The sequence below is a fragment of the Roseateles sp. P5_E1 genome (genome assembly GCF_054049335.1).
The window spans coordinates 32,316-56,768 of sequence record NZ_JBFUMN010000003.1 but is presented as its reverse complement, the minus strand read 5'-3'; the positions used below and the strand labels follow the sequence as shown (position 1 = coordinate 56,768).

The following is a 24,453-nucleotide window of genomic DNA, read 5'->3' as shown; positions in this document are numbered from 1 at the left end:
GATGAAGACCCTGCTCACCGCCCTCGTCACCGCCCTCGCCATCGCTGCCCCGGCGGCCGAGGCGCGCGTGGCCCAGCACCACAAGACCAGCCAGGCCAGCAGCGGCATCCATGCCAAGACCGCCGCCAAGAAGACGACCAAGGCCAAGCACAAAAAGGCGGCCAAGAAGGGCCACAAGAAATCGGCCTGAGCTGCTGAAACCTAGGAGGCTGTCGGGCTTGGGGTCGGGTGCGCGCCAGGGCGAGTTGCGGGGTGAGACAAGGCGCGGGCGAGGCGTGTGGCGGGCCACACAACGAGTTCGCAACGCCGGATCGCCCCGCAAATCGCCCTGGCCCTGCGGGTTGGGCCTGCAAGGGCGCCGATCCTGCGTTGCAAATGCTCGCGGTACGCCCGGTACCGCTGCGCTTTGCGCCTTGTCTCAGCACCCTTGCAGGCCCAACGCGCACCCGACCCCAAGCCCGACAGCCTCCTAGGGCCGGATGAAGTAGCGCGCCGGGATGGCGCGCGTGGCAGCACTCAGCCCGGGGTTGTCGATCTGCAGCACGCGGCGCTCGGCCAACCGGGCCTGCGCGAGCCCCGCATGCCGGGCAGCGAACAGCGTGTTGAACGAGCCGTCTTCGAAGGCCCGCGTCAGCCCCTCGGTGATGGCCGCGTAGCGCTCGCCGTCGCCGCGTCGCACGAAGAGCAGGCGCGCGAACGGGTAGACCAGGGCGAGGTCGGGCTCCACGACAACATCCGGCGCCAACGCCTGCCATTGGGTCAGCAGGCCGTGGATCTCATTCAGACCCAGGGGCAAGTAGTCGAAGCGGCCCGCCTGCAACTGGCGGAACAACGTCGGCAGGTCGCTGCCGCTAACAACCCCCAGGCCGGCGGCGAGCAGCAACTGCGTATCGGGCCAGTCCTGGCCCTGACCGGCACGCAGCCGGGCGAGGCCGGCCAGGTCGTGCACCGCGCGGAACGCGGGCACCATGCCGGCACGGATCAGCAACAGTCGCCAGCCACTGAGGCCTCGGTCGACAGGCAGGTGCACCGGCTGAAAACGAGCTTCGAAGGCTCGACTGGTGCCCATGTCTATCACGTCGATTTCGCCCGTCTCAAGCTGGTACAGCGAGCGCCGGTAGTTGGTGGACGTGGGCGCCAGCAACAGCTCGAAGGGCCGCCCCCATTTCTGCAGCGCCAGGCGCAGCCCTTGGAAGCCGAAGGCCTCTTCGCCCTGATCGTTGACGCGCGGGTAGACGAAGCGCAGCGGCGCGGCCTCAGCCCGCACCCAGGGCGCCACACCGGCAGCCAGCATGGAGGCGAGGAAACGAGCGCGCAACATGTAGCGAGCCTAGCGAATCAAGGCGCGCCGTGGGCTAGGGTTTGAGTCCGTTGCGCGCCGGCCGGGTGCTCACTCTCGTTCGAACTTGAACACCGCCACGCYGGCCMKCAGGTTSGGCCRCGTGCGCACCACGCCGCCATCCTGCAGCCCGAAACTGTCCAGGATCTTGAGCCGGTTCTTGCGCGCCAGCACGCCGAAGTCGGCAAAGGTGCCGACGCGGATATTGGGCGTGTCGTACCACTCGTAGGGCAGGGCTCGGGTGACCGGCATGCGCCCGAACAGCACCTGCAGCCGGTTCGGCCAGTGTGCGAAGTTGGGGAAGCTGACGATGCCCATCTTGCCCACTCGCGCTGTCTCCTTGAGCATGGCCTCGGCGTTGCGCAGGTTCTGCAGCGTCTCCAGCTGCAGTACGACGTCGAAGCTCTGTTCCTCGAAGATGGCCAGGCCCTCTTCCAGGTTGCGCTGGATGACGTTGACACCGCGCTTCACGCAGGCCAGCAGGTTGGCGTCGTCCAGCTCCACGCCGTAGCCGCTGCAGCCCTTGTGCTTGATGAGGTGCTCGAGCAGCTCGCCTGTGCCGCAACCGAGGTCGAGCACACGTGAGCCGGGCGGCACCAGCGCCGCGATGGCCGGGTCGAAGCTCATATGGCCACCCCCTTCAGCTGCAAGCCGGCGGGCCGCTCCAGGCTCGTGGCGATGCGCTCGAAATAGGCCCCCAGCACACCGTGATAGCGCGGATCGTCGAGCAGGAAAGCGTCGTGGCCATGCGGCGCGTCGATCTCCGCATAGGACACGTCCAGCCGGTTGTCGAGCAGGGCCTTGACGATCTCGCGTGAACGGTCGGGCGAGAAGCGCCAGTCGGTCGTGAAGCTGACGATGAGGAACTTGGCGCGAGCGGTCGCGAAGGCGCGCGTCAGGTCGCCGCCATGCTCGGAGGCGGGGTCGAAGTAGTCGAGGGCGCGAGTGATGAGCAGATAGGTGTTGGCGTCAAAGTAGTCGCTGAACTTGTCACCCTGGTAGCGCAGATAGCTCTCGATCTGGAACTCGATGTCCTGGGTCGAATAGCCCAGTGCGCCACCCTTGAGCTCGCGGCCGAACTTCTCGGCCATGACGTCGTCGCTCAGGTAGGTGATGTGGCCGATCATGCGCGCCACGCGCAGGCCGCGCTTGGGCACCACGCCGTGGGCGTAGAAGTGGCCGCCGTGAAAATCGGGGTCGGTGACGATGGCGCGGCGCGCGACCTCGTTGAAAGCGATGTTCTGCGCCGACAGATTCGGCGCGGTCGCCACGGCAATGCAGTGGCTCACGCGCTCGGGATAGCGCAGCGCCCAATCCAGCGCCTGCATGCCGCCCAGGGACCCGCCCAGCACGGCCGCCAGCTTCAGGATGCCGAAGCGCTCGACCAGGCGGGCCTGGGCATCCACCCAGTCCTGCACGGTGACGACGGGGAAGTCGGCGCCCCAGGCCCGGCCCGTGGCGGGGTTGACATGCATGGGGCCGGTCGAGCCGAAGCAGGAACCGAGGTTGTTGACACCGATGACGAAGAACTTGTCGGTGTCCAGCGGCTTGCCCGGGCCGATGAGGTTGTCCCACCAGCCCTCGCTCTTGGCTTGGCCGGCCAGGGTTCCGGCGACATGGTGGCTGGCATTCAGCGCATGGCAGACCAGCACGGCATTGCTGCGCTCGGCATTGAGCTGGCCATAGGTCTCGACCATCAGGTCGTAGGCCGGCAGGCTGGCCCCGCTGCGCAGCGGCAGTGGTTCGTCGAAATGAAAACTCTGCGGCGACACGTCGCCGACGCTACGGCCCGTCATGGCCTCACTCCAATAAAAAAACCGGCGCCACTGTTGCGGGACGCCGGTTGATCGGAGCCCTGTTTAGCGGCATTTATTGAGCGCCCGCAATCCGGAACAAATCGGCGCTGATGAATTGTAGGCCCCTCGGCCAAGGAGTACCTTGGCCGGTCTTGCAGACCGCGCTGCGGCAGGCGCCGCAGCCCTTCGGCAGGCACATCGCGCCCACTGGGCGCAATGTGTCCGGCCTCAGCCCCCGCGGGGACGGCGATGCTTGCGGCATTGAACCGCAAGCACATCGCCAGCGGGGCCGGCTTGGGACGGCCCGGCGCTCGCCCCCAAGAACGCACTACGGCCGCATCAGAACCTGAACTGCGAGACCGCGCCGGTCAGCAACTGCAGCTGCTGGCGCAGGCTGTCGGCGGCGGCGGCGGACTCCTCCACCAGCGCAGCGTTCTGCTGCGTCATGTGATCGAGCTGGCTGACGGCGCCGTTGATCTGGCCGATGCGCGAGCTCTGGTCGGCCGCACCGGCCGCCACCTCGCCGATCATGTCGCTGACCTTTTGCACGTTGTCGACGATCTCCTGCATGGTGGTGCCAGCATGCTGCACGAGCCGGGAGCCCGTCTCGGTGCGCTCCAGGCTGGCCGAGATCAGCGACTTGATCTCGCGCGCCGCATCGGCCGAGCGCTGCGCGAGCAGGCGCACCTCGCTGGCGACGACCGCGAAGCCGCGCCCCTGTTCGCCGGCGCGCGCCGCCTCGACGGCCGCGTTCAGCGCCAGGATGTTGGTCTGGAAGGCGATGCTGTCGATCAGCCCGAGGATGTCGCCGATGCGGCGCGAGCTGGTGTTGATCTCTTCCATCGTCGCGACGACGTCGGCCACCTCCTGGCCGCCGCGGCGCGCGACTTCGGCTGCGCCTTCGGCCAGCTGGCGGGCCTTGCCGGCAGCGTCGGCGCCATGGCGCACGCCGCTGGTCAGGTCCTCCATCGAACTGGTCGTCTGCTGCAGGCTGGACGCCGCCTGCTCGGTGCGCTGGCTCAGGTCCTGGTTGCCCGAGGCGACCTCGGTGCTGGCCGTCTCGATGCTCATCGCCGAGGTCTTCACCTGCCGCACCAGGTCGCGCAGGCTGGATTGCATCGCATCCAGGGCGCGCAACAGCTCGGAGGCTTCGTCGCGACCGACGATACGGATGGCGTTGTTCAGGTCGCCGCTGGCGATGGACTGGGCCACGCTGCCGGCATAGCGCATCGGGCTGGTGATGGTGGACGAGTTGATCAGCGTGAGCGGCACGACGAGCACCATGACGAGGACCAGCACGGCCAGCGATCGCCAGGCGATGCGGCCCATCTCGGCGCCGAACTCGGCCTCGGTGGCCTTGGCCTGGGCATCGATGAGGGCGGCGATGCTCTCAACGCGCTTCTCGGTCTCGCGCATCGCTGCCTTGGGCCGGTTCAACATGCGGTCGGCCACCTTGGCGGTGTCAAAGCCGCCGGCCTCGATCTGGTTGAGCACCGGCTGGGCCGCCGTGCGGTAGTCCTGCAGGAACTTCAGCGCCTCGGCCGCCACGGCCTTGTTCTCCTCCCGCGTGCCCTCCTGCAGGCCCTGCAGCGCCGCTACCAGACGCTGGGCTGCGGCGTCCCAGCGCTGGCGGAACTGCTTGACCTGCTCGGGCGTCTCGTAGGCGATGACCATCTCCTTTTCCTCCAGCCGCACGTCGGCCAGCCCCTGGCGGATGGCGGCCAGGTGCTGCAGGTCGCGCATCGCATGCGTGGTGACGTCGACATTGAGCGCCATCAGCTGGCGGCCGCCAAGCAAGCCGGTCACGCCCAAAGCGGCAAACATCAGCAGCACCAGCAAGATGGCCCCGTGCATGCGGGTGCGGATGGTGAAGCTGCGCATCCAGGTGGCGAGGTCCATGTTCGTGTCTCCTAGTTAGGCCGCTTGGGCAGCGGCCTCGTTGCCTGCATGCTAGTGAAGCGGCTACTGATGGCAAGCGACCTTTTGCCGCAACTTGTGGTTACTGAACACTTGACCAATAATCGCCGACATGCCCCGCCCCAGCCAGGATCAGGATCAAGCCCTGCTCGCCGCCGGCGCCGCCCTCTACCCGGGGCTCGGCTGCGCGGGTCTGTCGGTGCGCCGCGTGGCCGAGGCGGCCGGCGTCAACCCGGCCATGGTCCACTACCACTTCGGCAGCAAGGACGCCTTCCTGCGCGCCTTGCTGCAGCGGCATTACGAGGAGATGTTCAGCGCGCTGTCGCTGAGCAGCCAAGGTGAAGCCGATGTCATGGAGCGACTGGCCACGGCCCTGCTGGGCGTGGCGCGCTTTGTGCGCGAGCACCGGCCGCTGATCGCGCGGGTCTGGGCCGATGCTCAGGCCGGTCAGGGCGTGGCCCAGGATTTCTTGCGCGCCAACGCGCCGCGCCACCTGGGCGTGCTGCTTGCCCTGCTGCAGGAGGCCGAGGCGCGCGATTGCCTGCCGCGGCAACCGCTGCTGACACGCTTTTCCTTCCTGATGGGCGCAGTCGTTGCGCCGCTGATCCTGGTCGGCGGCATGAAATCCATCGATGTTGTCCCCCCCGCGCTGCTGGCCGCAGTGGACGACGAGGTGCTGTCGGATACGGCCTTGCAACGGCGCATCGAATGGGCGCTGCTCGGCCTGGCCAGCGGCGTCTGAGGAGTCGACATGAAACGAATCCTTCCCTTGCTCGCCGTGCTGCTGGTCGGCTGCGGCGACAAGCCGCCCGAGGGCTGGACGGGTTATGCCGAGGCCGAATTGGTCTATATCGCGCCGCCGGTGGCCGGTCGGCTGGCCACGCTGGCCGTTCGCTCCGGCGAGGCCGTCACCGCCGGCCAGGCGCTGTTCGAGCTGGATGCGACACCCGAGCTCGCCGCCGACGCCGAGGCCAGCGCACGCGCGCGAAGCGCGCAGGCCCAGGCACAGGATGCCGACAAGGGCCGGCGCGGCCCTGAGCTGGCCGTCACGAAGGCTCAACTCGACCAGGCCCGCGCTGCTGAACGCCTGGCCAGCATCGACCTGACGCGTCAGCAGGAGTTGCTTGGCCGGGGCTTCGTCGCTCAGGCTCGCGTCGACGACGCCGCGACGGTGCTGGCCCAGGCCCGTGCTCGCGTGATGGAGCTGGACGCCGCGTTGCAAGTGGGCCGGCTGCCGGCGCGGGATGACGAGCGCAATGCCGCCCGCGCTCTGGCCGACGCAGCCCAGAGCAGCCGCGCGCAGACGGCCTGGCGCGTCGAGCAGAAGCGCCAGAGCGCACCCATGCCGGCGCGCGTGCAGGACGTCTTCCTGCGTCCCGGCGAGTGGGTGGCCGCCGGCCAACCCGTGCTGGCCCTGCTGCCACCGGCCAATCGCAAGGCGCGCTTCTACGTGCCGCAGTCGGCGCTCGGCGGCCTCAAGCTGGATGCGCCGGTGAACCTGCGCTGCGACGGCTGCGGCGCGGCCATTCCCGCGCGCATCAGCTTCATCGCCGCCGGCCCGGAATACACGCCGCCAGTCATCTACTCCAACCAGCAGCGCGACAAACTCGTCTTCCTTGTCGAGGCGCGGCCGGTGAAGGCCGAGGACGCGGAGCGCTTGCATCCGGGGCAGCCGTTGGATGTCACGCCATGACGGCGCCGAGCGCAGGGCCGCCCCAAGCCGGCGCGCATCCCCTCGGGGGATCGGACGCGGTACACCGCGACCGAGGGGCCAGCGACCTCGAGCTGGCCATTGATGTCCGGGGGCTGAGCAAGTCCTATGGCAAACGCAAGGTGGTCGACAACGTCGACATGCAGGTCGCCACCGGCCACATCGTCGGTTTCCTCGGCCCGAATGGCAGCGGCAAGACGACGTCCTTGCGCATGCTGTGCGGGCTGCTGACGCCCGATGCTGGCGAAGGGAAAGTGCTGGGCCTGGACTTCCGCCGCCAGGCCGCCGAGGTCAAGCGCCAGGTCGGCTACATGACGCAGAAGTTCGGCCTCTACGAAGACCTGTCGATCCGCGAGAACCTGGACTTCATCGCACGCCTGTTCTCGATGGAGAACCGCCACGAGGCCGTCGATGCGGCGCTGCAGCGGCTCGGGCTCAAGACCCGCGAGAAGCAACTCGCCGGCGCGCTGTCCGGCGGCTGGAAGCAGCGCCTGGCCCTGGCCGCCTGCCTGCTGCACAAACCTCGCCTGTTGCTGCTGGATGAACCCACGGCCGGCGTCGACCCCAAGGCACGGCGCGAGTTCTGGGACCAGATCCACCAGCTCGCTCAGGAAGGCATCACCGTGCTCGTGTCCACCCACTACATGGACGAAGCCGAGCGCTGCGACGAGCTGGTCTATATCGCCTATGGCCGCGTGCTGGCGCGCGGCACGGCGGCATCCGTCGTGCAGGAGGCGGGCGCCAAGGATCTCGAAGACGCCTTCGTCAAGCTCGTCGGCCAGGCCACCGACAACTATTCGGAAGCGCACTGATGCAGTCCCTGGCCCGCATCGTCGCCATCGCGCTGAAGGAAGTGCAGCAGATGCTGCGCGACAAGCTCACCTTCGCGATGGCGGTCGGCGTGCCCATCATGCAGCTGGTGCTGTTCGGCTATGCCATCAACACCGACCCCAAGGGCCTGCCCACGGCCGTCGTCTCGCAGGACACCAGCCCGATGGCACACAGCCTGGTCGCGGCGCTGCAGACGAGTGGCTACTTCCACATCGTCGAGAGCGGCATCGCGGAGTCGCGCGGGGACGCGCTGCTGCAGAGAGGCGACATCCAGTTCCTCGTCGTCGTGCCGGACGACTTCGGCGCCCGCGTTGTGCGCGGCGAAAAGCCCGCCGTGCTGATCGCCGCCGATGCCACCGATCCGTCGGCCGGCGGCAATGCCATCGCCGCCTTGAGCCAACTCGGCCAGACGGCGCTGAACCGCGACCTGCGCGGCGCCCTGGCCTCGCGGGCCCCGCAGCCCCTGCCCTTCGAGGTGCGCATCCAGCGCCGCTACAACCCCGAAGGCCTGTCGCGCTACAACATCGTGCCCGGGTTGGTCGGCACCATCCTGACGATGACCATGGTCATGCTGACGGCGCTGGCCATGACGCGAGAACGCGAGCGCGGCACGATGGAGAACCTGCTGGCCACGCCGGTGCGGCCCTTCGAGGTCATGGCCGGCAAGATCCTGCCCTATATCGTGCTGGGCTATGTGCAGCTGGGCGTCATCCTCGGCGCGGCCTTTGCGCTCTTCAACGTGCCCATGGTGGGCAGCGTGACGCTGCTGCTGGCCATGATCGGCGTCTTCATGCTGGCCAACCTGGGGGTGGGCTTCACCTTCTCGACGCTGGCGCAGAACCAGCTGCAGGCCCTGCAGCTGACCTTCTTCTTTTTCCTGCCGTCCATGCTGCTGTCGGGCTTCATGTTCCCTTTTCGCGGCATGCCGCAATGGGCGCAATACCTGGGCGAGGTGCTGCCACTGACCCACTTCCTGCGCATCGTGCGCGGCGTCATGCTCAAGGGCTCGGGCGCAGCCGAGCTGCTGCCGGAGTTGTGGCCCATGCTGGCCTTTCTGGCCGCGGCGGGTGGCATCGCATTGCTGCGCTACCGGCAGACTCTCGACTGATCAATAGACGGGATCCGGCAGCTTTTCCTTGGCCACGACGCGCTGCGTTGCCGCCCGCTCGAACACCCGCTTCAGATAGGCGCCCAAAGCCGGCCGCGTCTTGGCCGGGTTGGCCTGCATGCGCGTCCAGCGGCACAGCATGAAGGCCAGCGGGTCGATGGCCGTGAACTGGTCACCCAGGAACCAGTCGCCGCCATGGCGGGCCAGCTCGGCGTCCATCTGGTCCAGCATGGGCGCGATCTGCGCCTCGGCACGGGCCTTCACCTCGTCGGCGTTGGCGGCCATGCGGTCGGGGTAGAAATAGTGGATCAGCATGGCCTGCAGCGTGTTGGTCAGCCAGACCATCCACTTGTAGTACTGGGCCCGCTCGGCGGTGCCGGGCGCTGGCGCAAAGCCGGCGTGGCAGTCGGCCAGATGCATCAGGATGGCGGCCGTCTCGTAGAGCACGAGATCACCGTCGACCAGCACGGGGATCACGCCGTTCGGGTTGAGCTTCAGATAGGCCGGCGACTTGTGCTCGTTGTTGGCACGGTCCACCTGGCGCAGCGTGTAGGGAATGCCCATTTCCTCAAGCAGGAGATGGGGCGCGAAGCTCGCGTTGCTGGGGTAGTAAAACAGTTCGATCATGGCGGTGCGACAGGCTGGGAACAGGAAGCGGTGAACTTTACGTGGCCGCAATGCCACCGCAGTGCACCCGCGCGACGCTGACGGCGTTGGCAATCCACCCCTGACTTCGGGTTGAAGACGATGAAGACTCTGCTCCATTCCTCTGCTGCGGCCCTGCTGGCGCTGACCGCTGTTCTGGCCGCACCGGCCGCCCACGCCGACGTGCGCGTTCGCGCCAACATCGGCATGGTGTTCGACAACCGCTACCACCACGACCACTACTACCCCGCGCCCGGCTATGTGGCACCCCACGTGCCCTACGGCTCGGTCATGATCGGCGCCGGCCCGGGGCGCTACTGGTTCCATGGCGGTGTCTGGTATCAGCCCTATGGCCCGCGCTACCGCGTCGTGCTGCCACCGGTCGGCGTGGTCATTCCGCTGCTGCCACCGGCCTATGTCACGCTGACGCTGGGCGGCCTGCCCTACTACTACGCCAACGGCGTCTACTACCGGCCGGTGCCGGAAGGCTACGTCGTCACGACACCGCCGCCCGAAGCCGCCACGGCCCAGGTGATGCCGGCACCTGCGGCCCCGGCGCCGAGGCCCGAACCCATCGTCTATCCGCGCAACGRCCAGTCGCCCGAGCTACTGGAGAACGACCGCCGCGACTGCAACCGCTGGGCGACGACGCAGCCGAACGCGCAGGCCGACAGCAGCGTGTTCAACCGCGCCATCGAAGCCTGCATGGACGGCCGCGGTTACACGATGAAGTAACGCCTCTCTGGGGCCGAGCGCCGGGCCGCTCCCAAGCCGGCCCGTCAGGCGATGTGCTCGCGGCTCAACGCCGCGAGCATCGCCGTCCCCTAGGGGGACCGACCAGGCGCGTCCGCGTTCAGCGAGACGCGACTGGGCGAGGGGCGCCCGTACCTCACGGCGGTCATCTCCGCCAGGATGCTGAGCGCGATTTCCGGCGGCGTGCGCGCACCGATGTCCAGGCCGACGGGGCCGTGCAGGCGATCCAGCTCCGCATCGGTCAGCCCGAAATGCTCGCCCAGCCGCGCACGGCGCTTGGCCTGGTTGACGCGCGAGCCGATGGCGCCGACGTAGAAGGCCGCGCCCTTGAGCGCCTCCATCAGCGCGAGGTCGTCCAGCTTGGGGTCGTGCGTCAACGCCACGATGGCCGTGGCGCCATCGGGCTTGAAGGCGATGACGACGTCATCGGGCATGTCGCGCGTCAACGTGACGCCAGGGATGGCGAAACCATCGGCGTACTCGGCGCGCGGGTCGCAGACGGTGACGCCATAGGCCAGTGCCAGCGCCATCTGGGCGAGGTAGTCGGTCATCTGGCCGGCGCCGATGACGAGCAAGCGCCATTGCGGGCCATGGTGGCTGACGAGCTGGGTGTCGGTCAGCGTCAAGGTGTCGGCACCCGGCTCGGCGTCGGCCAGCGTGGCGATGCCGGTTGCCAGGTCCAGCGTGCGGCGCACGCGCTCGCCGCGCTCCAGCCGTGCCAGCAACGCGTCGACACCCGACTGCGGCCCCAGTGGCTCCAGCATCAGCTCCAGCGTGCCGCCGCAGGGCAGGCCGAAGCGGCGCGCCTCCTCGGCGCCAACGCCGTAACGCAACGGCGTCGGCCGGGCCAACTTCAAGCTGCCCGCACGCAATTGGGCGACCAGGTCGTCCTCGATGCAACCGCCGGACACCGAGCCGGCGATCAGCCCGTCGTCGCGAACGGCCACCAGCGACCCGACCGGCCGCGGCGCCGAGCCCCAGGTGCGGGTGATCGTGCCCAGCACGACGCCACGTGCCTCGGCCCGCCACGCGGCGGCCGTGCGCAAAACGCTGAGATCGAGGTTGTCCATGTCTTGTCGGTGAGGTCAGCCGCCACCATACCGCGAGCGGCGCCAGCTTGCAGCGACCATGACGTGCGGCCACACACGGGCCGCTTCCTACACTGGCCAACCCTCGTTGAAAGTCCCTCATGAAGAAAGCCTTTCTCGCCACCCTCCTCTTTGCCAGTTTGGCCAGCCTGGCCGGCTCGGCCCTCGCCCAGCTGCCGGTCCAGGCCCAGCCCGACCACGCCAAGCTGCTGGCCAGCAGCGACCCCAAGCTCGCGGCCAACAAGCGCCTGGTTTACAACTTCTGGCGCGAAGTCTTCGAGGGCGGGCACATGGAGCTGGCGGACCGCTACCTGGCCGAGTCCTATATCCAGCACAACCCGGAGGTGCCGACCGGGCGCGCCGGCTTTGTCGACGTGTTCTCCAAGGTCGCCACACCCAAGCCCATCGAGGCCCGCGTCAAGGCGCCGCTGGTTGCCATCGTGGCCGAGCGCGATCTGGTGATCCTCAGCTTCGTCAGCGAGCTGCCCGACCCCAAGGACGCCACCAAGACCTACACGACCACCTGGTTCGACATGTTCCGCATCGAGAACGGCAAGATCGCCGAGCACTGGGACCCCGACACCAAGCACTGACACCCGCCGGGCAGCTGACTGCCCATCTATAGGGGTTTGCGCAGCCCCTGTCTGCCCGACGGCAGGCGACGATAGCCTCGCGACGGCCACCCAGGCCGCACCGAGGAGACATCGAGATGGGCATTCCTATCAAGCTGGCAGTAAACGGGCGGACGGTGAGCCGCGAGGTCGCGCCCGACCAGTTGCTGGTGCAATTTCTGCGCGAAGACCTGGCACTGACCGGCACCCATGTCGGCTGCGACACCGCCCAGTGCGGCGCCTGCACGGTGCACCTCAACGGCCGTGCCGTGAAGGCCTGCAGCATGCTGGCCGTGCAGGCCGATGGCGCCAGCCTCACCACCATCGAGGGCCTGGCGGCCACCGACGGCACGCTGCACCCGATGCAGGCGGCCTTCAAGGAATGCCACGGCCTGCAGTGCGGCTTCTGTACGCCGGGCATGGTCATGAGCGCCATCGACCTCGTGCAGCACCACGACTGCTCCAGCGAGACCGCCATCCGCGAGGGGCTGGAGGGCAATCTCTGCCGCTGCACGGGCTATCAGAACATCGTGCGCGCCGTGCAGGTCGGTGCCCAAGCCATGAAGGGAGCCTGACCATGAATGCACCCAAGGAAGGCTTCATCGGCCAGAGCATCAAGCGCCGCGAGGACGCGCGCTTCCTGACCGGCCGCGGCCAGTACACCGACGACATCGTGCTGCCACGCCAGACCTATGGCGTCTTCGTGCGCAGCAGCCATGCCCATGCGCGGCTCCAGCGCGTGGACACCGCCGCGGCGAAGGCGGCCGAGGGCGTGCTGGGCGTCTACACGGGCGAGCACTTCCGCGACGTCGGCGGCCTCCCCTGCGGCTGGCTGATCAACAACATCGACGGCACGCCGATGAAGGAGCCCAGGCATCCCATCCTGGCAGACGGCAAGGTGCGCTACGTGGGCGACGCGCTGGCCCTGGTCGTGGCCGAAACCCTGGCCGAAGCCAAGGCCGCGGCGGCGCTGGTGGAGGTGGACTACGAGGAGCTGCCGGCGGTAGCCGACACGGCCACGGCGGCCGGCCACGCGGGCACGGTGCACGACGAAGCCACGGACAACCGCTGCTACACCTGGGGCTGCGGCGACAAGGCCGCGACCGACGCGGCTTTTGTCAACGCGCCGCACATCACCAAGCTCCAGTTCCGCAACAACCGCCTCATCCCCAACGCCATCGAGCCACGCGCCGCCAACGCCAGCTACGACCCCAGCAGCGACCACTACACGCTCTATGTGGCCAACCAGAACCCGCACGTCGAGCGCCTGCTGATGTGCGCCTTCGTGCTCGGCATTCCCGAGCACAAGCTGCGCGTCGTGGCGCCCGATGTGGGCGGCGGCTTCGGCTCCAAGATCTTCCTGTACGCCGAGGAGACGGCGCTGGTCTGGGCCAGCAAGCAGCTGGGCCGGCCGATCAAGTGGACGGCCGAGCGCAGCGAGAGTTTCCTCAGCGACGCCCATGGCCGCGACCACGTGACGACGGCCGAGCTGGCGACCGACAGCAACGGCCGCTTCCTGGCCATGCGCGTGCACACGACGGCCAACCTCGGCGCCTACCTGTCGACCTTCGCCTCCTGCGTGCCGACCATCCTGTACGCGACGCTGCTGGCCGGCCAGTACACGACGCCGAAGATCTACGCCGAGGTCACCGGCGTGTTCACCAACACCGCGCCGGTGGACGCCTACCGCGGTGCCGGCCGGCCCGAGGCAACCTATGTCGTCGAGCGGCTGGTGGAAACGGCCGCGCACGAGCTCGGCATCGATCCCGCCGAGATCCGCCGCCGCAACTTCATCAAGGAGTTTCCCTACGCGACGCCAGTCGGCCTGACCTATGACATCGGCGACTACGACGCCACGCTCACGCAAGTGCAGCAGCTCGCCGACGTGGCGGGCTTCGCGGCCCGCAAGGCCGTCAGCGAGGCCAAGGGGCTGAAGCGCGGCATCGGTTACTCGACCTATATCGAAGCCTGTGGTCTGGCGCCGTCCAACGTCGCCGGGGCGCTCGGCGCGCGCGCCGGCCTGTTCGAGGCCGCCGAGGTGCGCGTGCATCCAACCGGCAAGGTCACCGTCTTCACCGGCAGCCACTCGCATGGCCAGGGCCATGAGACGACCTTCGCGCAGGTCGTGGCCGACCGCCTCGGCATTCCGCTGGAAGACATCGACATCCAGCACGGCGACACCGGCAAGGTGCTGTTCGGCATGGGCACCTATGGCAGCCGCTCCCTCGCCGTGGGCGGCGCAGCCATCGTCAAGGCGGTGGACAAGGTCATCGCCAAGGGCAGGAAGATCGCCGCCCATCTGCTGGAGGCGGGCGAGGGCGACATCGAGTTCAAGGACGGCGAGTACCGCATCGCCGGCACCGACCGCGCCATCCCCTTCGCCCAGGTGTCGCTGACGGCCTACGTGCCGCACAACTACCCGCTCGACAAGCTGGAACCCGGCCTCAACGAGAACGCCTTCTACGACCCGAGCAACTTCACCTATCCGGCTGGCAGCTATGTCTGCGAGGTCGAGGTGGACCCGGCCACCGGCGTCGTGCGCATAGCCCGCTTCAGCGCGGTGGACGACTTCGGCAACATCGTCAATCCGATGATCGTCGAGGGTCAGGTCCATGGCGGCCTCGCGCAGGGCATCGGCCAGGCGCTGCTGGAGCATGGCGTCTACGACCCGGAATCGGGTCAGCTGCTCACCGGCAGCTACATGGACTACGCGATGCCGCGCGCCGACGACCTGCCGAGCTTCACCGTGCAAACAGCCAAGGGCACGCCCTGCACGCACAACCCGCTGGGCGTGAAAGGCTGCGGCGAGGCCGGCGCCATCGGCTCGCCGGCCGCCGTGATGAACGCGATCTGCGACGCCATCGGCGTCAAGGACCTGGCCATGCCGGCGACGCCGTGCACGGTCTGGACGGCGCTGCAATCGGCCAAGGCCTGAGGAGACAAAAGCGATGAACTACCAAGCTGCATCCTCCGTCGCCGCCGCCCGCCTGGGCGCGGAAGACAAATTCCTGGCCGGTGGCCAGTCCCTGCTCGGTGCCATCAAGCTGGGCCTGGCCGCGCCCGAGGGCCTGGTCGATGTGCGCCGCCTGCCCGAGTTGCAGGGCATCACGGTCGATGCCAAGACCGTGCGCATCGGCGCCGCAACGACGCACGCCATGGTCGCCGCCTCAAGCGACGTGCAGCGCGCCATTCCGGCGCTGGCCGACCTCGCCGGCCGCATCGGCGACCGCCAGGTGCGCAACGTTGGCACGCTGGGCGGCAGCCTGGCCAACAACGACCCCGCCGCCTGCTACCCCGCTGCCGTGCTGGCCTTAAGCGCCACCATCCACACCAGCAGCCGCCAGATCGCCGCCGACGACTTCTTCCAGGGCCTGTTCACGACGGCGCTGCAGGACGGCGAGCTGATCACCGCGGTCAGCTTCCCCATCCCGAAGGCGGCCGCCTGGCAGAAGTTCAAGCAGCCGGCCTCGCGCTTCTCGCTGGTGGGCGTGTTCGTGGCGCGCCTGGACGGCGGCGTGCGCGTGGCGGTCACCGGCGCTGGGCCGGGTGTGTTCCGCTGCAGCGAGCTGGAGACGGCGCTCGGCCGCGACTGGAGCGCGGCCGCGGCACGTGCGGTCAAGGTCAGCGCCGATGGGCTGAACAGCGATCTGCACGGCACGGCGGCCTATCGTGCGGCGCTGATCCCGGAGCTGGCCGCGCGGGCCATCGCAGCGGCTTAGCTCGCGGTCTTTTCGCTCTCCTGCGCCGCCACCACCGCCTCGCGCCACAGCCGCGAGGGAATGAAGGTGCGCAACTGCTCCATGGCCTTGTCGATCAGGGCCGGGTGCAGGCCATGGTCGAGATGGGGCAGCAGATCGGCTGTCACATCGGCACCGAGGTCGACCAGGGACTGGGCTGCGTCCACCAGGTGGCGGTAGGGGAAGCGCTGGTCCGCCAGCCCATGCAGCAAGTGCACGCAGACGTCCTGCGGCGCGTGCTCGGGCCGGGCGATGTAGCCGCCGGCAAAGGCCAGGACGCGGCCGACGAGTTCGGGTTCAGCCTGCACGGCCTCCAGCGCCAGCAACGCGCCGTCGCCAACACCGGCCAGCGCAACGCGCTGCCAGGGAAGATCCAGTTTGCGGGCCTCCAGGCGCAGGCGCTCGATCAGATGGGGCAGCGCAGCGCTGACGCCCTCGGCGCCGGGCGCAGCGTCCAGCCACCAGCGGCAGCGGCCCTCGGCGTCGCGCAGGGGCGGGTGCAGATTGAGCGTCAGCGCGTTGGGATATTGGGCATGCAGGGCCGCGGCCAGCGGTGCGAGGGTGTCGGGGCCATCGGGGGCGATGCCGCTGTCAGGGAGCAGGGCGAACAGCAGGCCGGGCGCTGTTGCATCTTGAGGGAGGCTCATGCCTGTATTTTCGGTCCTGCCCGCTATCCTGCGCTGCTGTTTTGATGTTTCGCCCCACCCGGGCCCGCCTTGATGGAACTGAAAGTAAACGGCCAGGCCCAGACCCTGCCGGAGGCCACCAGCGATCCGGCGATGCCGCTGCTTTGGGCGCTGCGTGACGGCCTGAACCTGACCGGCACCAAGTTCGGCTGCGGCATCGCGGCCTGCGGCGCCTGCACGGTGCATGTCGACGGCCAGGCCGTGCGCTCCTGCGTGACGCCGGTGGGCGCCGTGACCGGCAAGGCCATCACGACCATCGAAGGACTCGCCAGCAAAGACCATCCCCATGCATTGCAGCTCGCCTGGCTGGCCGAGCAGGTGCCGCAATGCGGCTACTGCCAGAGCGGCATGCTGATGGCCGCCGCGGCGCTGCTGGCCAAGAACCAGGCCCCCAGCGACGCCGACATCGACGCGGCGATGACCAACCTCTGCCGCTGCGGCACCTACCCGCGCGTGCGCGCCGCGATCAAGCAAGCGGCCAGACAGATGAAGGCCAAGCCATGAGGCGGGCCGAGCGCTGGGCCGCTCCCGAGCCGGCCCGCATCCCCTCGGGGGCTGAGGCCCGACTTCGCCAGCCCGGTGGGCTGGCGATGCCTGCCGAAGAGCTGCGGCACCGACCGCAGCGCGGCCTGCAAGGCCGACCGATGTACCCATCGGGCGAGGGGCCGACATGAAGCGACGGACGCTGCTCTTGACCGGGGCTGGCGCGTTGGGGGCGCTGATCGTCGGCTGGGGCTTCATGCCGCCACGCTCACGCCTGGGCAACGCCCACACGCTGCCGCCGGTCGAAGGCGAGGTCGGGCTGAATGGCTGGATCAAGATCGCCGCCGATGGCACGGTGCTGCTGGCCATGAACCGCAGCGAGATGGGCCAGGGCGTGCATACCGCACTGGCGCAGCTGGTGGCCGAAGAGCTCGACGTGCCGCTGCACGCGGTGCGCCTGACGCCAGCCGGCCATGACGCCATCTACGGCAATATCGCCACCTCCCTGGGCAATATCCCGTTCGGCCCACGCGACCACGAGCGCCGCGCCTTCAGGTTCTCGTCCTGGGTCACGGCCAAGGTCGCACGCGAGCTCGGGTTGAACCTGACGGGTGGCTCCTCGACCGTCGCCGACGCCTGGGATGCACTGCGCCTGGCCGCCGCCACGGCGCGCGCCCAGTTGCTGGGCGCCGCGGCGCTGAAGCACAAGCTGCCGGTGGCCGAGCTGTCGGTCAAGGCCGGCGTCATCCACCATGCCAGCGGCGCGCTCAGCCACTATGGCGAGCTCGCCACCCAGGCGGCGCTGACGCCGCCTGGTGACGTGGCGCTGAAGCCGCGCAGCCAGTGGACGCAGATCGGCCAGGCCCTGCCGCGCCTGGACCTGGCCGCCAAGGTGGACGGCAGTGCGCGCTTCGGGCTGGACGTGCGCGAGCATGGTCAGGTCTTCGCTGCCATTCGCCACTGCCCCATGCTGGGCGGCGGCCTGGGGCCAGCCAACGTCGACGCGGTGCGTGCGCGGCCCGGCGTGCTGCGCGTCGTGGCCCTCGGCCCCATCGCGGGCTCCACGGCGGCCTATGCCGTCGTCGCCCGCACGACCTGGCATGCCCTGGAGGCCGCCAAGGCGCTTGACGTTCAATGGCAGCCGCCACCGAACGGCAGGCTGGATTCCAGGGCCATCCTCGCGTCGCTGGAGAGTGAGGCGCGCCGCGCCCACGAAGCCGGCGATGGCTTCGCCTTCCTGAAGCAGGGCGACGTGAAAGCCGCGCTGGCCGGGGCCGCGACGAAGGTGGAGGCCGTCTACAGCGCGCCTCATCTCGCTCACGCCACCATGGAGCCGATGAACTGCACGGCCCAGGTGCTGGACGGTCACGTCAGCGTCTGGGCGCCGACCCAGGTGCCGGGCTTTGCGCGCGACGTCGCCGCGCGCGTGGCCGGCGTGGCGCCGGAAGCGGTGACGGTGCACGTGACCTATCTCGGCGGCGGTTTCGGCCGGCGGCTGGAGGTGGACTTCATCGGCCAGGCCGTGCGCGTCGCGCTGGAGATGGGCGGGCTGCCGGTGCAGCTGGTCTGGTCGCGCGAGGAGGACATGACGCACGACTTCTATCGCCCCGCCGAGGTGGCCGTGCTGCAGGGCGGGCTGGACGCCCAAGGCCGCCCTGTGGCGCTGGCCATCACCAATGCCGCGGACGCCCTGCTGCCGCGCTGGGCCGAGCGCGTCATGCCCGGGCTGGCGCCGACGCTGGACGTGCTGAACCGCAACGCCTTCCCCGATGGCCGCGCGCCGGCCGCCCTCTTCAAGCGCGGCGACGCGCCCGACAAGACGGCCTCCGAAGGATTCTTCGACCTGGCCTATGCCATCGCCAACACGCGCGTCGCCCACCAGGCCACGCACAGTGGCGTGCCGGTCGGCATGTGGCGCGCCGTGGGTCATTCCCACCACGCCTTCTTCAAGGAAAGCTTCATCGACGAGATGGCCCACGCCGCCAAGGCCGACCCGGTGGCCTTTCGCCTGGCGCTGCTGGAGGGCCTGCCACGCCACCAGGCCGTGCTCCGGCGCGCGGCCGAGGCGGCCGGCTGGAGCCAGCCGCTGCCGGCCGGCGTGGCACGTGGCGTGGCCGTGCACGAAAGCTTTGGCAGCGTCGTGGCCCAGGTCGTGGAAGTGACGCGGAACCAGGGGCCCAGCGTGAAGCGGGTCGTCTGCGCCATCGACTGCGGCACGGTCGTCAACCCCAGCATCGTCGTGCGCCAGATGGAGAGCTGCATCGTCTTCGGGCTTACAGCCGCGCTGTGGGGACGCATCGACATCGTGGGCGGCGAGGTGCAGCAGAAGAGCTTCCCCGACCACCCGCTGATGACGCTGGCCCAATGCCCTGTCATCGAGACCCATCTGATGCCCAGCGACGGCCTGCCCAGCGGCGTCGGCGAGCCTGGCTTGCCGCCGGTTGCGCCAGCCCTGGCCAATGCCTGGTTCGCGCTGACGGGCGAGCGCCGGCGCAGCCTGCCGCTGCGGGCCTGAGGGCAGCCGACCCCTTGTTCACGGGGTGTCGACGCAGCTGACAGTCGTGCTCTCCGTCGCGCGAAGCGGCCGCTTGCCGCCCAGGAAGAATGGGCAATGGCGCGAAGTTTGCGTGCCATGGATCATTTCTTCTTTCGAGGGCGGCGCCATGAGAACTCTTCAGCATCTGCTTGCCACCGCCCTCCTCGCAGGCACCGCGTTTGCCCAGGCCGCACCCGTCTACTGGACCGACTGGCAAAGCAGCAATCCCAACGCCGCCGGCTTCGAGGGCTATGGCGTCATCACGACGACCACCGCCACGGTCAACGTGACCTATACCAACCGCCAGGGCGTCGGTTTCTACGACACCGGCAGCGGCTTCGACTATTGGGCCTACGGCACGTCCTACACCAGCAGCGCCGTCGACAACCGGCCTACCGGCTCTGACCAGATCGCACTGGCGGCTGCCGGCTCACAGACGCTGCACTTCTCCCAGGCCATCGCCAATCCGGTGTTTGCCTTCATCAGCCTGAACGGCAACGGCTACGGCTTCGATCAGGACTTCGACATCCTCAGCGTCGGCTGCGGCTACTGGGGTTGCGGCAATGTCACCAAGAACGTCATCGACCACGGCGGCGGCGTGTTCGAGTACCAGCTTATCGGCAGCGGCGAGCCCCACGGCGCCATCCGCTTCAAGGGCAGCTTCGACACCGTCACCTGGAACAGCCTGACCAACGAGTACTGGAATGGCTTCACGGTTGGCGTGCAGGGTACGGCGGTCGAGGTCTTCGGCCTGCCCGAGCCCACGGGCCTGGCGCTGACCAGCCTGGCACTGGTCGTCGCGGTCGGCGCGCGCCGTCGCCGCAGCTGAACCCACAGTCCTCCATGAAAAACGGCGGCCCGCGGGCCGCCGTTTTGCTTTGGGCCCGCGGTATTCCGGGCCAAGCGCCGGGCCTGCCATTGGCCAGAGGCCAATGGCCTTCCGTAGGCACAAGCAGTCCGCAGGGACTGCTTGTGTCCGGCTCCAGTTCACCAAGCCGGCCCGTCTGACGATGTGCTTGCCGGTCGATCCGGCAAGCATCGCCGTCCTCCAGGGGGGCCGGGCGAGGGGCTCACACTTTTATCGAGAACGGGTTGAAGTTGGTGCCGCGGTCGTAATGGTCTTCACCTTCGGCGCGCTTCAGGAAGGCGACGACCTTGGCAGTCAGCGGGTACATGACGGCCTCCCAGATGGTCTTGAACAGGTACTGCGTGACGATGACGGCGAAAAGCTGGTCGTTGGGCCAGATGCCGTAGAAGGCGATCAGGAAGAAGACGCCCGTGTCGACCAGTTGGCCCACCACCGTGGAGCCGACGATGCGTGCCCACAGCATGCGGCCCTGCGTCGCGATCTTCATCTTGGCCAGCACGAAGCTGTTGGCAAAGCTGCCGCAGGCAAAGGCGATCATCGAACCCGCGACGATGCGCCAGGTGTTGCCGAACACGGCGTCCAGGTGCGGCTGGTAGGCGGCCATGAAGTCGTTCTGCGCCGGCGGCAGGTTGACGACGACAAAGGCCATGAAGGCCGAGAACACCAGGGCGCCAAAGCCGGCCCAGACGACGCGGCGGTCGCGGCCGTAGCCGTAGACCTCGGTCAGGATGTCGCCAAAGATATAGCTGATCGGGAAGAAGAACAGGTCGGCGCCGAAGGTGACCGTGCCGATGACCGGCAAGGTCAGCTGGGCCGCCTTGGCCGCACCGATCAGGTTGGAGCACAGCAGCACGCAGACAAAGGCCGCCATGATCAAGTCGTAGTACTTGAAGCTGCGGGGCGCTGCAGAGTTCATGGCAATGGCGCTTTCAATCGGTGTTCACAGGGCCACGTAGTGTGCCCGCCCCTCCAGGGGCTCCCGCAGAACCGGCTTCGCCGGGCTGCGTGGAGCGCCCCCTCGAGGGGGCCGGCGAAGCCGGTAGGGGGTGGGCCAGTCTCAGCAAGGTCTGATGCAGCTTGGGCGTGTCGATCGGCTTGGTCAGGAAGTCGTTCATGCCGGCGGCAAAGGCATCGTCGCGCTCCGAGATCAGGGCCGCCGCCGTCAGCGCAACGATGGGCAGCTCGGCGGCCGAGAAGTGCTTGCGCAGTTCGCGGGTGGCGTCGTGCCCGCCCATGACGGGCATCTGCACGTCCATCAGCACGATGTCGAAGGGCTTGCCGACRCTGGCCGCGGCCAGCACGGCCTCGATGGCCTGGCGGCCGTCGCTGGCCTGGGCGACCTCCATGCCCCATTGCTCCAGCTGAGCCACGGCGATCAGCATGTTGACCGGGTGGTCCTCGGCGATCAGCACGCGCCGGCCGTGCAGGGCCTCATGGGTCGCGCTCTGGGCACGCGTCTCGCGCGGCTGGTGGGCCATGGGCGCCGGCGCGGCGGGCAGGGGCAGTTCGGCCCAGAAGGCCGAGCCCTCGCCCGGGGCGCTGTTGACGCCGACTTCGCCGCCCATCAGCATGGCGAGTTCGCGGCAGATGGACAGGCCCAGGCCGGTGCCACCGAAGCGCCGCGTCGTCGACTCGTCGGCCTGGGTGAAGGGCTGGAAGAGCCGGCCCTGCTGTTCGGTCGCGATGCCGGGGCCGGTGTCGCGCACCTCGATGTGCACCCACTCGCCGGCGCTGCCGCGCGCGTTGGCGGGCAGGGCCTTGACGCTGACCGTGACGCCGCCGGTCTCGGTGAACTTCAGCGCATTGGTCAGGTAGTTGGACAGGATCTGGCGCGTGCGCAGCGGGTCGCCGAAGACCCAGCTCGGCAGGGCTGGGTCGATCTCGACGGCGAAGGTCAGGCCGCGCGCCTGGGCCAGCGTGAGGTAGGCCAGGCGGATGGAGGCGAGCAGCTCGCGCAGCGAGAAGGGCTGGCTCTCCAGCGTCAGCCGCCCGGCCTCGATCTTGGACAGGTCCAGGATGTCGGAGATCAGCCCGGACAGGCTTTCGGCGCTGTCCATCATCTGGTTGAGATAGTCGCGCCGCTGCTGGTCGGAGAGGTCGGGCTGCTGGGCCAGGCGGCCCAGGCCGAGCAGGCCGTTGAGCGGCGTGCGGATCTCATGGCTGGTGTTGGCCAGGAAGGCGCTCTTGGCGCGGCTGGCGGCCTGGGCCTCGTCCTTGGCGTGGGCGAGCTGCTGCTCGACGCGGCGGCGCTCGGTGACGTCCTCGATGATCCAGATCGTGCCGCCGCGGCTCGGGTGGGCCGGGTCGACGGCCTGGGCGAGCAGGCGGGCCAGGAAGGTGGAGCCGTCGCGGCGGCGCATGATGCGCTCGGCCTCGACCTGCTGGCCGCCCGCGAGCTGCGGCCCGAGGTCGCGGCCCACGGCCTGCCACTCCTCGACGCCGGGCCAGACGACGCTGCCATGCTGGCCGATCAACGCGCCGCGCTCCCAGCCGAACATGGCCTCCACGCGCGGGTTGGCCAGCACGAACTGCTGGTCGCGCGTGAGGGCAATGCCGATGGACGCGTTCTCCAGGATGGCGCCATGCACGAGGCGGGTGCGCTCGCTCTCGCTCACGTCGCGCGCATACAGCACGAGGTAGTTCTGCCCGTCCATCTCGAAAGGCGCGACCGACACCAGCATGGAGACGGCGCTGCCGTCCTTGCGGCGGAAGCTGATGGGCACGTTGTTGGCGAGGCCGTCGCGGTGGATGGCCTCGCGGATGGCGGTGCGGTCGGCGGCGTTGTGCCAGATGCCGATGTCCTCGGCCGTGCGGCCCAGCACCTCGGAATTGCTCCAGCCGGTCAAGCTTTCGAAGGCCTTGTTGACCATCGCATAGCGGCCGCTCTCGGCCTCGGTCAGCGTGATGACGTCGGGGCTGGTGGCCACCAGGTGCGACAGCAGGCCCTCCGAGCGGCGCAGCGCGTCCTGGGCGCGGCTCTGCTCGGTCTGGTCGGTGAAGAAGGTCAGCGTGGCCGGACCCGAGGCAGTCTCGACACGCACGCTGGTGGCCTGCACCAGGCGGCGCCGCCGCGACAGCGTGCGCAGCCGGTACTCGGCCATGGGCTGCATCGCGCCCGGGGCCATGCCCTCCAGCCGTGCGGCCTGCTGGCGGGCGGTCTCGTCGTCACCAGGCTCGTAATGGCTGAACAGGTCCTGCCCGATCATGCTGGAGCGCTGTGCGTAGCCGAACATCGCCATGGCCGCCGGATTGGCGTCGACGACGCGGCCCCAGCGGTGCAGCACCAGCGGGCTGGGCGAGCGGCGAAACAACTCGCGGTAGCGCGTCTCGGTCGCCTGCACGGTCTGCTCGGCGGCCACTTCGCCCGTCACGTCACGGCCCACGCCCCAATAGCCGCGGAAATTGCCCTGCGCGTCAAAGCGCGGCTCGCCACTGATGGAGACCCAGCGCGCGCTGCCGTCCATGCCGACGCGTCGCGCCACCATGCCATGGAAGGGTCGGTGCGATTCGAGATCGGCGCGGTGAGCGTCGAGCTCGTCATCGGACAGGCCCATGCCGTCGATTTCCCACGGGGTCTTGCCCAGGCGGGAATTGAGGTCCAGGCCCGAGGTGCCGGGCCTTTCCTCGGCGACATGGGTGAAGCGGAACTCGCGGTCCATCTCCCAGTACCAGTCCACGGCCATGCCCAGCAGGCCGCGGAAACGCGCCGTGCGCTCGTCGGCCTCGGCCAGCGAGCGCTTGACCATCCTCAACAGGCCCAGGCCGGCCACCAGGCCCGAGCCCAGCAGGCCGAACTGCACGATGACACGCAGCACGAGGCTGGACGCCCCCATGGGATGCGTGACCCAGCCCAGTGCCTCGCCGGCGCCAAGGCCCGCCAGCGCGACGGCGCCCAGCAACGTCAGCACGGCGCCGGCAAAAAGGCCCAGCAATCCCGTGGCGAAGGCGACGACCAGACTCATCAGCGGCAGGCACAGCGACCACAGGCCCAGGTCGCGCGACACGGCAGCGGCCACCGGCAGGGCCAGTACCAGCGCCATCATGCCCAGCGTGATGAGAGGCTGTTCCTTGCGGCGCGGCGCGCGCGAGAGCACGACCAGGCGCAGCAGGGCCAGCACCGAAATCAGCAGCGCCAGCGCCACCGGCGGCCAGCCGTCCAGCCATTCACCGCGCTGGCGCGTGAGCCACAGCAGCGCGGCCACCGGCACGAAGACCGGGCCGCAAGCCATCAGGAAGACCAGCGAGGCCTGCCAGCGCATGCTGGTTTGCAATCGTTCCCGCTGCTGCTCGGGCGGTTCGGCGTGCCCGACGAGGCTGCTGAGTTCTTCGCCGGTCCGCACCATG

General features: G+C 69.0%; 21 protein-coding genes, 1 pseudogene and 1 riboswitch. Of the genes and pseudogenes, 13 read left to right on the top strand and 9 right to left on the bottom strand.

The window, feature by feature from the left end; all coding sequences use genetic code 11:
• The first annotated feature begins 1 nt into the window (after position 1).
• Positions 2–190: a hypothetical protein gene (locus tag ACXJKJ_RS04535; RefSeq protein ID WP_056200133.1), complete on the top strand. Its 189-nt coding sequence runs from the start codon at positions 2–4 to the stop codon at positions 188–190.
• Between the two features lie 279 nt (positions 191–469).
• Here ACXJKJ_RS04535 and ACXJKJ_RS04530 read toward each other — a convergent pair whose 3' ends face one another.
• The 4 genes from ACXJKJ_RS04530 to ACXJKJ_RS04515 all read right to left on the bottom strand — a co-directional run bounded on the left by ACXJKJ_RS04530 (position 470) and on the right by ACXJKJ_RS04515 (position 5,034).
• Positions 470–1,321: a hypothetical protein gene (locus ACXJKJ_RS04530; RefSeq protein ID WP_457389251.1), complete on the bottom strand. Its 852-nt coding sequence runs from the start codon at positions 1,319–1,321 to the stop codon at positions 470–472.
• 69 nt (positions 1,322–1,390) lie between these two features.
• On the bottom strand, positions 1,391–1,966 hold the full coding sequence (metW, locus tag ACXJKJ_RS04525; protein ID WP_457389250.1) for a methionine biosynthesis protein MetW: 576 nt from the start codon (positions 1,964–1,966) through the stop codon (positions 1,391–1,393).
• Positions 1,963–3,135, bottom strand: coding sequence for a homoserine O-succinyltransferase MetX (metX, locus tag ACXJKJ_RS04520; protein WP_457350842.1), 1,173 nt, complete (start codon positions 3,133–3,135; stop codon positions 1,963–1,965). The genes metW and metX overlap by 4 nt, the downstream gene beginning before the upstream one ends.
• Positions 3,136–3,177: 42 nt before the next feature.
• Positions 3,178–3,253: riboswitch (SAM riboswitch) on the bottom strand.
• A gap of 221 nt (positions 3,254–3,474) precedes the next feature.
• The gene (locus ACXJKJ_RS04515) at positions 3,475–5,034 is read right to left on the bottom strand and encodes a methyl-accepting chemotaxis protein (protein ID WP_457389249.1); all 1,560 of its coding nucleotides are present in this window, start codon (positions 5,032–5,034) and stop codon (positions 3,475–3,477) included.
• 130 nt (positions 5,035–5,164) lie between these two features.
• Between ACXJKJ_RS04515 and ACXJKJ_RS04510 the strand changes: the two genes are divergently transcribed.
• From ACXJKJ_RS04510 to ACXJKJ_RS04495, 4 genes and pseudogenes are all read left to right on the top strand, one after another.
• Positions 5,165–5,794 carry a TetR/AcrR family transcriptional regulator gene (locus tag ACXJKJ_RS04510; RefSeq protein ID WP_457389248.1) on the top strand — a complete coding sequence of 210 codons (630 nt, stop codon included), beginning with the start codon at positions 5,165–5,167 and terminating at the stop codon, positions 5,792–5,794.
• A gap of 9 nt (positions 5,795–5,803) precedes the next feature.
• Positions 5,804–6,745 (top strand): HlyD family secretion protein, encoded by a 942-nt coding sequence (locus ACXJKJ_RS04505; RefSeq protein ID WP_457389247.1) that lies wholly within the window; start codon positions 5,804–5,806, stop codon positions 6,743–6,745.
• A pseudogene (gene ccmA, locus ACXJKJ_RS04500) lies at positions 6,742–7,491 on the top strand (heme ABC exporter ATP-binding protein CcmA); the annotation flags it as partial. The gene ACXJKJ_RS04505 and the pseudogene ccmA, both read left to right, overlap by 4 nt.
• A gap of 83 nt (positions 7,492–7,574) precedes the next feature.
• Entirely contained in the window at positions 7,575–8,702 is a 1,128-nt protein-coding gene (locus ACXJKJ_RS04495; RefSeq protein WP_457389246.1) for an ABC transporter permease, read from the top strand.
• Here ACXJKJ_RS04495 and ACXJKJ_RS04490 read toward each other — a convergent pair whose 3' ends face one another.
• Positions 8,703–9,329, bottom strand: coding sequence for a glutathione S-transferase family protein (locus ACXJKJ_RS04490; protein WP_056200154.1), 627 nt, complete (start codon positions 9,327–9,329; stop codon positions 8,703–8,705). It abuts the gene before it with no gap.
• Between the two features lie 120 nt (positions 9,330–9,449).
• Here ACXJKJ_RS04490 and ACXJKJ_RS04485 point away from each other — a divergent pair, with 120 nt between their 5' ends.
• The gene (locus ACXJKJ_RS04485; RefSeq protein ID WP_457389245.1) at positions 9,450–10,082 is read left to right on the top strand and encodes a DUF6515 family protein; all 633 of its coding nucleotides are present in this window, start codon (positions 9,450–9,452) and stop codon (positions 10,080–10,082) included.
• A gap of 89 nt (positions 10,083–10,171) precedes the next feature.
• Here the strand turns inward: ACXJKJ_RS04485 and ACXJKJ_RS04480 are convergent, their stop codons facing one another.
• Entirely contained in the window at positions 10,172–11,170 is a 999-nt protein-coding gene (locus ACXJKJ_RS04480) for an XdhC family protein (RefSeq protein ID WP_457389244.1), read from the bottom strand.
• 119 nt (positions 11,171–11,289) lie between these two features.
• On the opposite strand from ACXJKJ_RS04480, the gene ACXJKJ_RS04475 reads away from it, so the two are divergent.
• The 4 genes from ACXJKJ_RS04475 to ACXJKJ_RS04460 all read left to right on the top strand — a co-directional run bounded on the left by ACXJKJ_RS04475 (position 11,290) and on the right by ACXJKJ_RS04460 (position 15,518).
• Entirely contained in the window at positions 11,290–11,781 is a 492-nt protein-coding gene (locus ACXJKJ_RS04475; RefSeq protein ID WP_457389243.1) for a nuclear transport factor 2 family protein, read from the top strand.
• Between the two features lie 116 nt (positions 11,782–11,897).
• Positions 11,898–12,374, top strand: coding sequence for a (2Fe-2S)-binding protein (locus ACXJKJ_RS04470; protein ID WP_457389242.1), 477 nt, complete (start codon positions 11,898–11,900; stop codon positions 12,372–12,374).
• 2 nt (positions 12,375–12,376) lie between these two features.
• Complete coding sequence (locus ACXJKJ_RS04465; RefSeq protein ID WP_457389241.1) at positions 12,377–14,734, top strand: xanthine dehydrogenase family protein molybdopterin-binding subunit; 2,358 nt, start codon at positions 12,377–12,379, stop codon at positions 14,732–14,734.
• A gap of 13 nt (positions 14,735–14,747) precedes the next feature.
• Entirely contained in the window at positions 14,748–15,518 is a 771-nt protein-coding gene (locus ACXJKJ_RS04460) for an FAD binding domain-containing protein (protein WP_457389240.1), read from the top strand.
• On the opposite strand, the gene ACXJKJ_RS04455 is transcribed toward ACXJKJ_RS04460, so the two are convergent.
• Entirely contained in the window at positions 15,515–16,183 is a 669-nt protein-coding gene (locus tag ACXJKJ_RS04455; RefSeq protein ID WP_457320776.1) for an esterase, read from the bottom strand. The genes ACXJKJ_RS04460 and ACXJKJ_RS04455 overlap by 4 nt on opposite strands.
• Positions 16,184–16,255: 72 nt before the next feature.
• Here ACXJKJ_RS04455 and ACXJKJ_RS04450 point away from each other — a divergent pair, with 72 nt between their 5' ends.
• The 3 genes from ACXJKJ_RS04450 (at position 16,256) to ACXJKJ_RS04440 (ending at position 20,070) form a co-directional block, all read left to right on the top strand.
• Positions 16,256–16,726, top strand: a complete 471-nt coding sequence (locus ACXJKJ_RS04450) for a (2Fe-2S)-binding protein (protein WP_457389239.1) — start codon at positions 16,256–16,258, stop codon at positions 16,724–16,726.
• Between the two features lie 166 nt (positions 16,727–16,892).
• Positions 16,893–19,220 (top strand): molybdopterin cofactor-binding domain-containing protein, encoded by a 2,328-nt coding sequence (locus ACXJKJ_RS04445; RefSeq protein ID WP_457389238.1) that lies wholly within the window; start codon positions 16,893–16,895, stop codon positions 19,218–19,220.
• A 148-nt stretch (positions 19,221–19,368) separates the two neighbouring features.
• Positions 19,369–20,070 carry a PEP-CTERM sorting domain-containing protein gene (locus ACXJKJ_RS04440; RefSeq protein ID WP_056200180.1) on the top strand — a complete coding sequence of 234 codons (702 nt, stop codon included), beginning with the start codon at positions 19,369–19,371 and terminating at the stop codon, positions 20,068–20,070.
• A 241-nt stretch (positions 20,071–20,311) separates the two neighbouring features.
• On the opposite strand, the gene ACXJKJ_RS04435 is transcribed toward ACXJKJ_RS04440, so the two are convergent.
• Together ACXJKJ_RS04435 and ACXJKJ_RS04430 are read right to left on the bottom strand one after the other, a co-directional pair.
• Entirely contained in the window at positions 20,312–21,025 is a 714-nt protein-coding gene (locus ACXJKJ_RS04435; protein WP_457389237.1) for a queuosine precursor transporter, read from the bottom strand.
• A gap of 13 nt (positions 21,026–21,038) precedes the next feature.
• Entirely contained in the window at positions 21,039–24,452 is a 3,414-nt protein-coding gene (locus ACXJKJ_RS04430) for a PAS domain S-box protein (protein ID WP_457389236.1), read from the bottom strand.
• Between the last annotated feature and the right edge of the window lies 1 nt (position 24,453).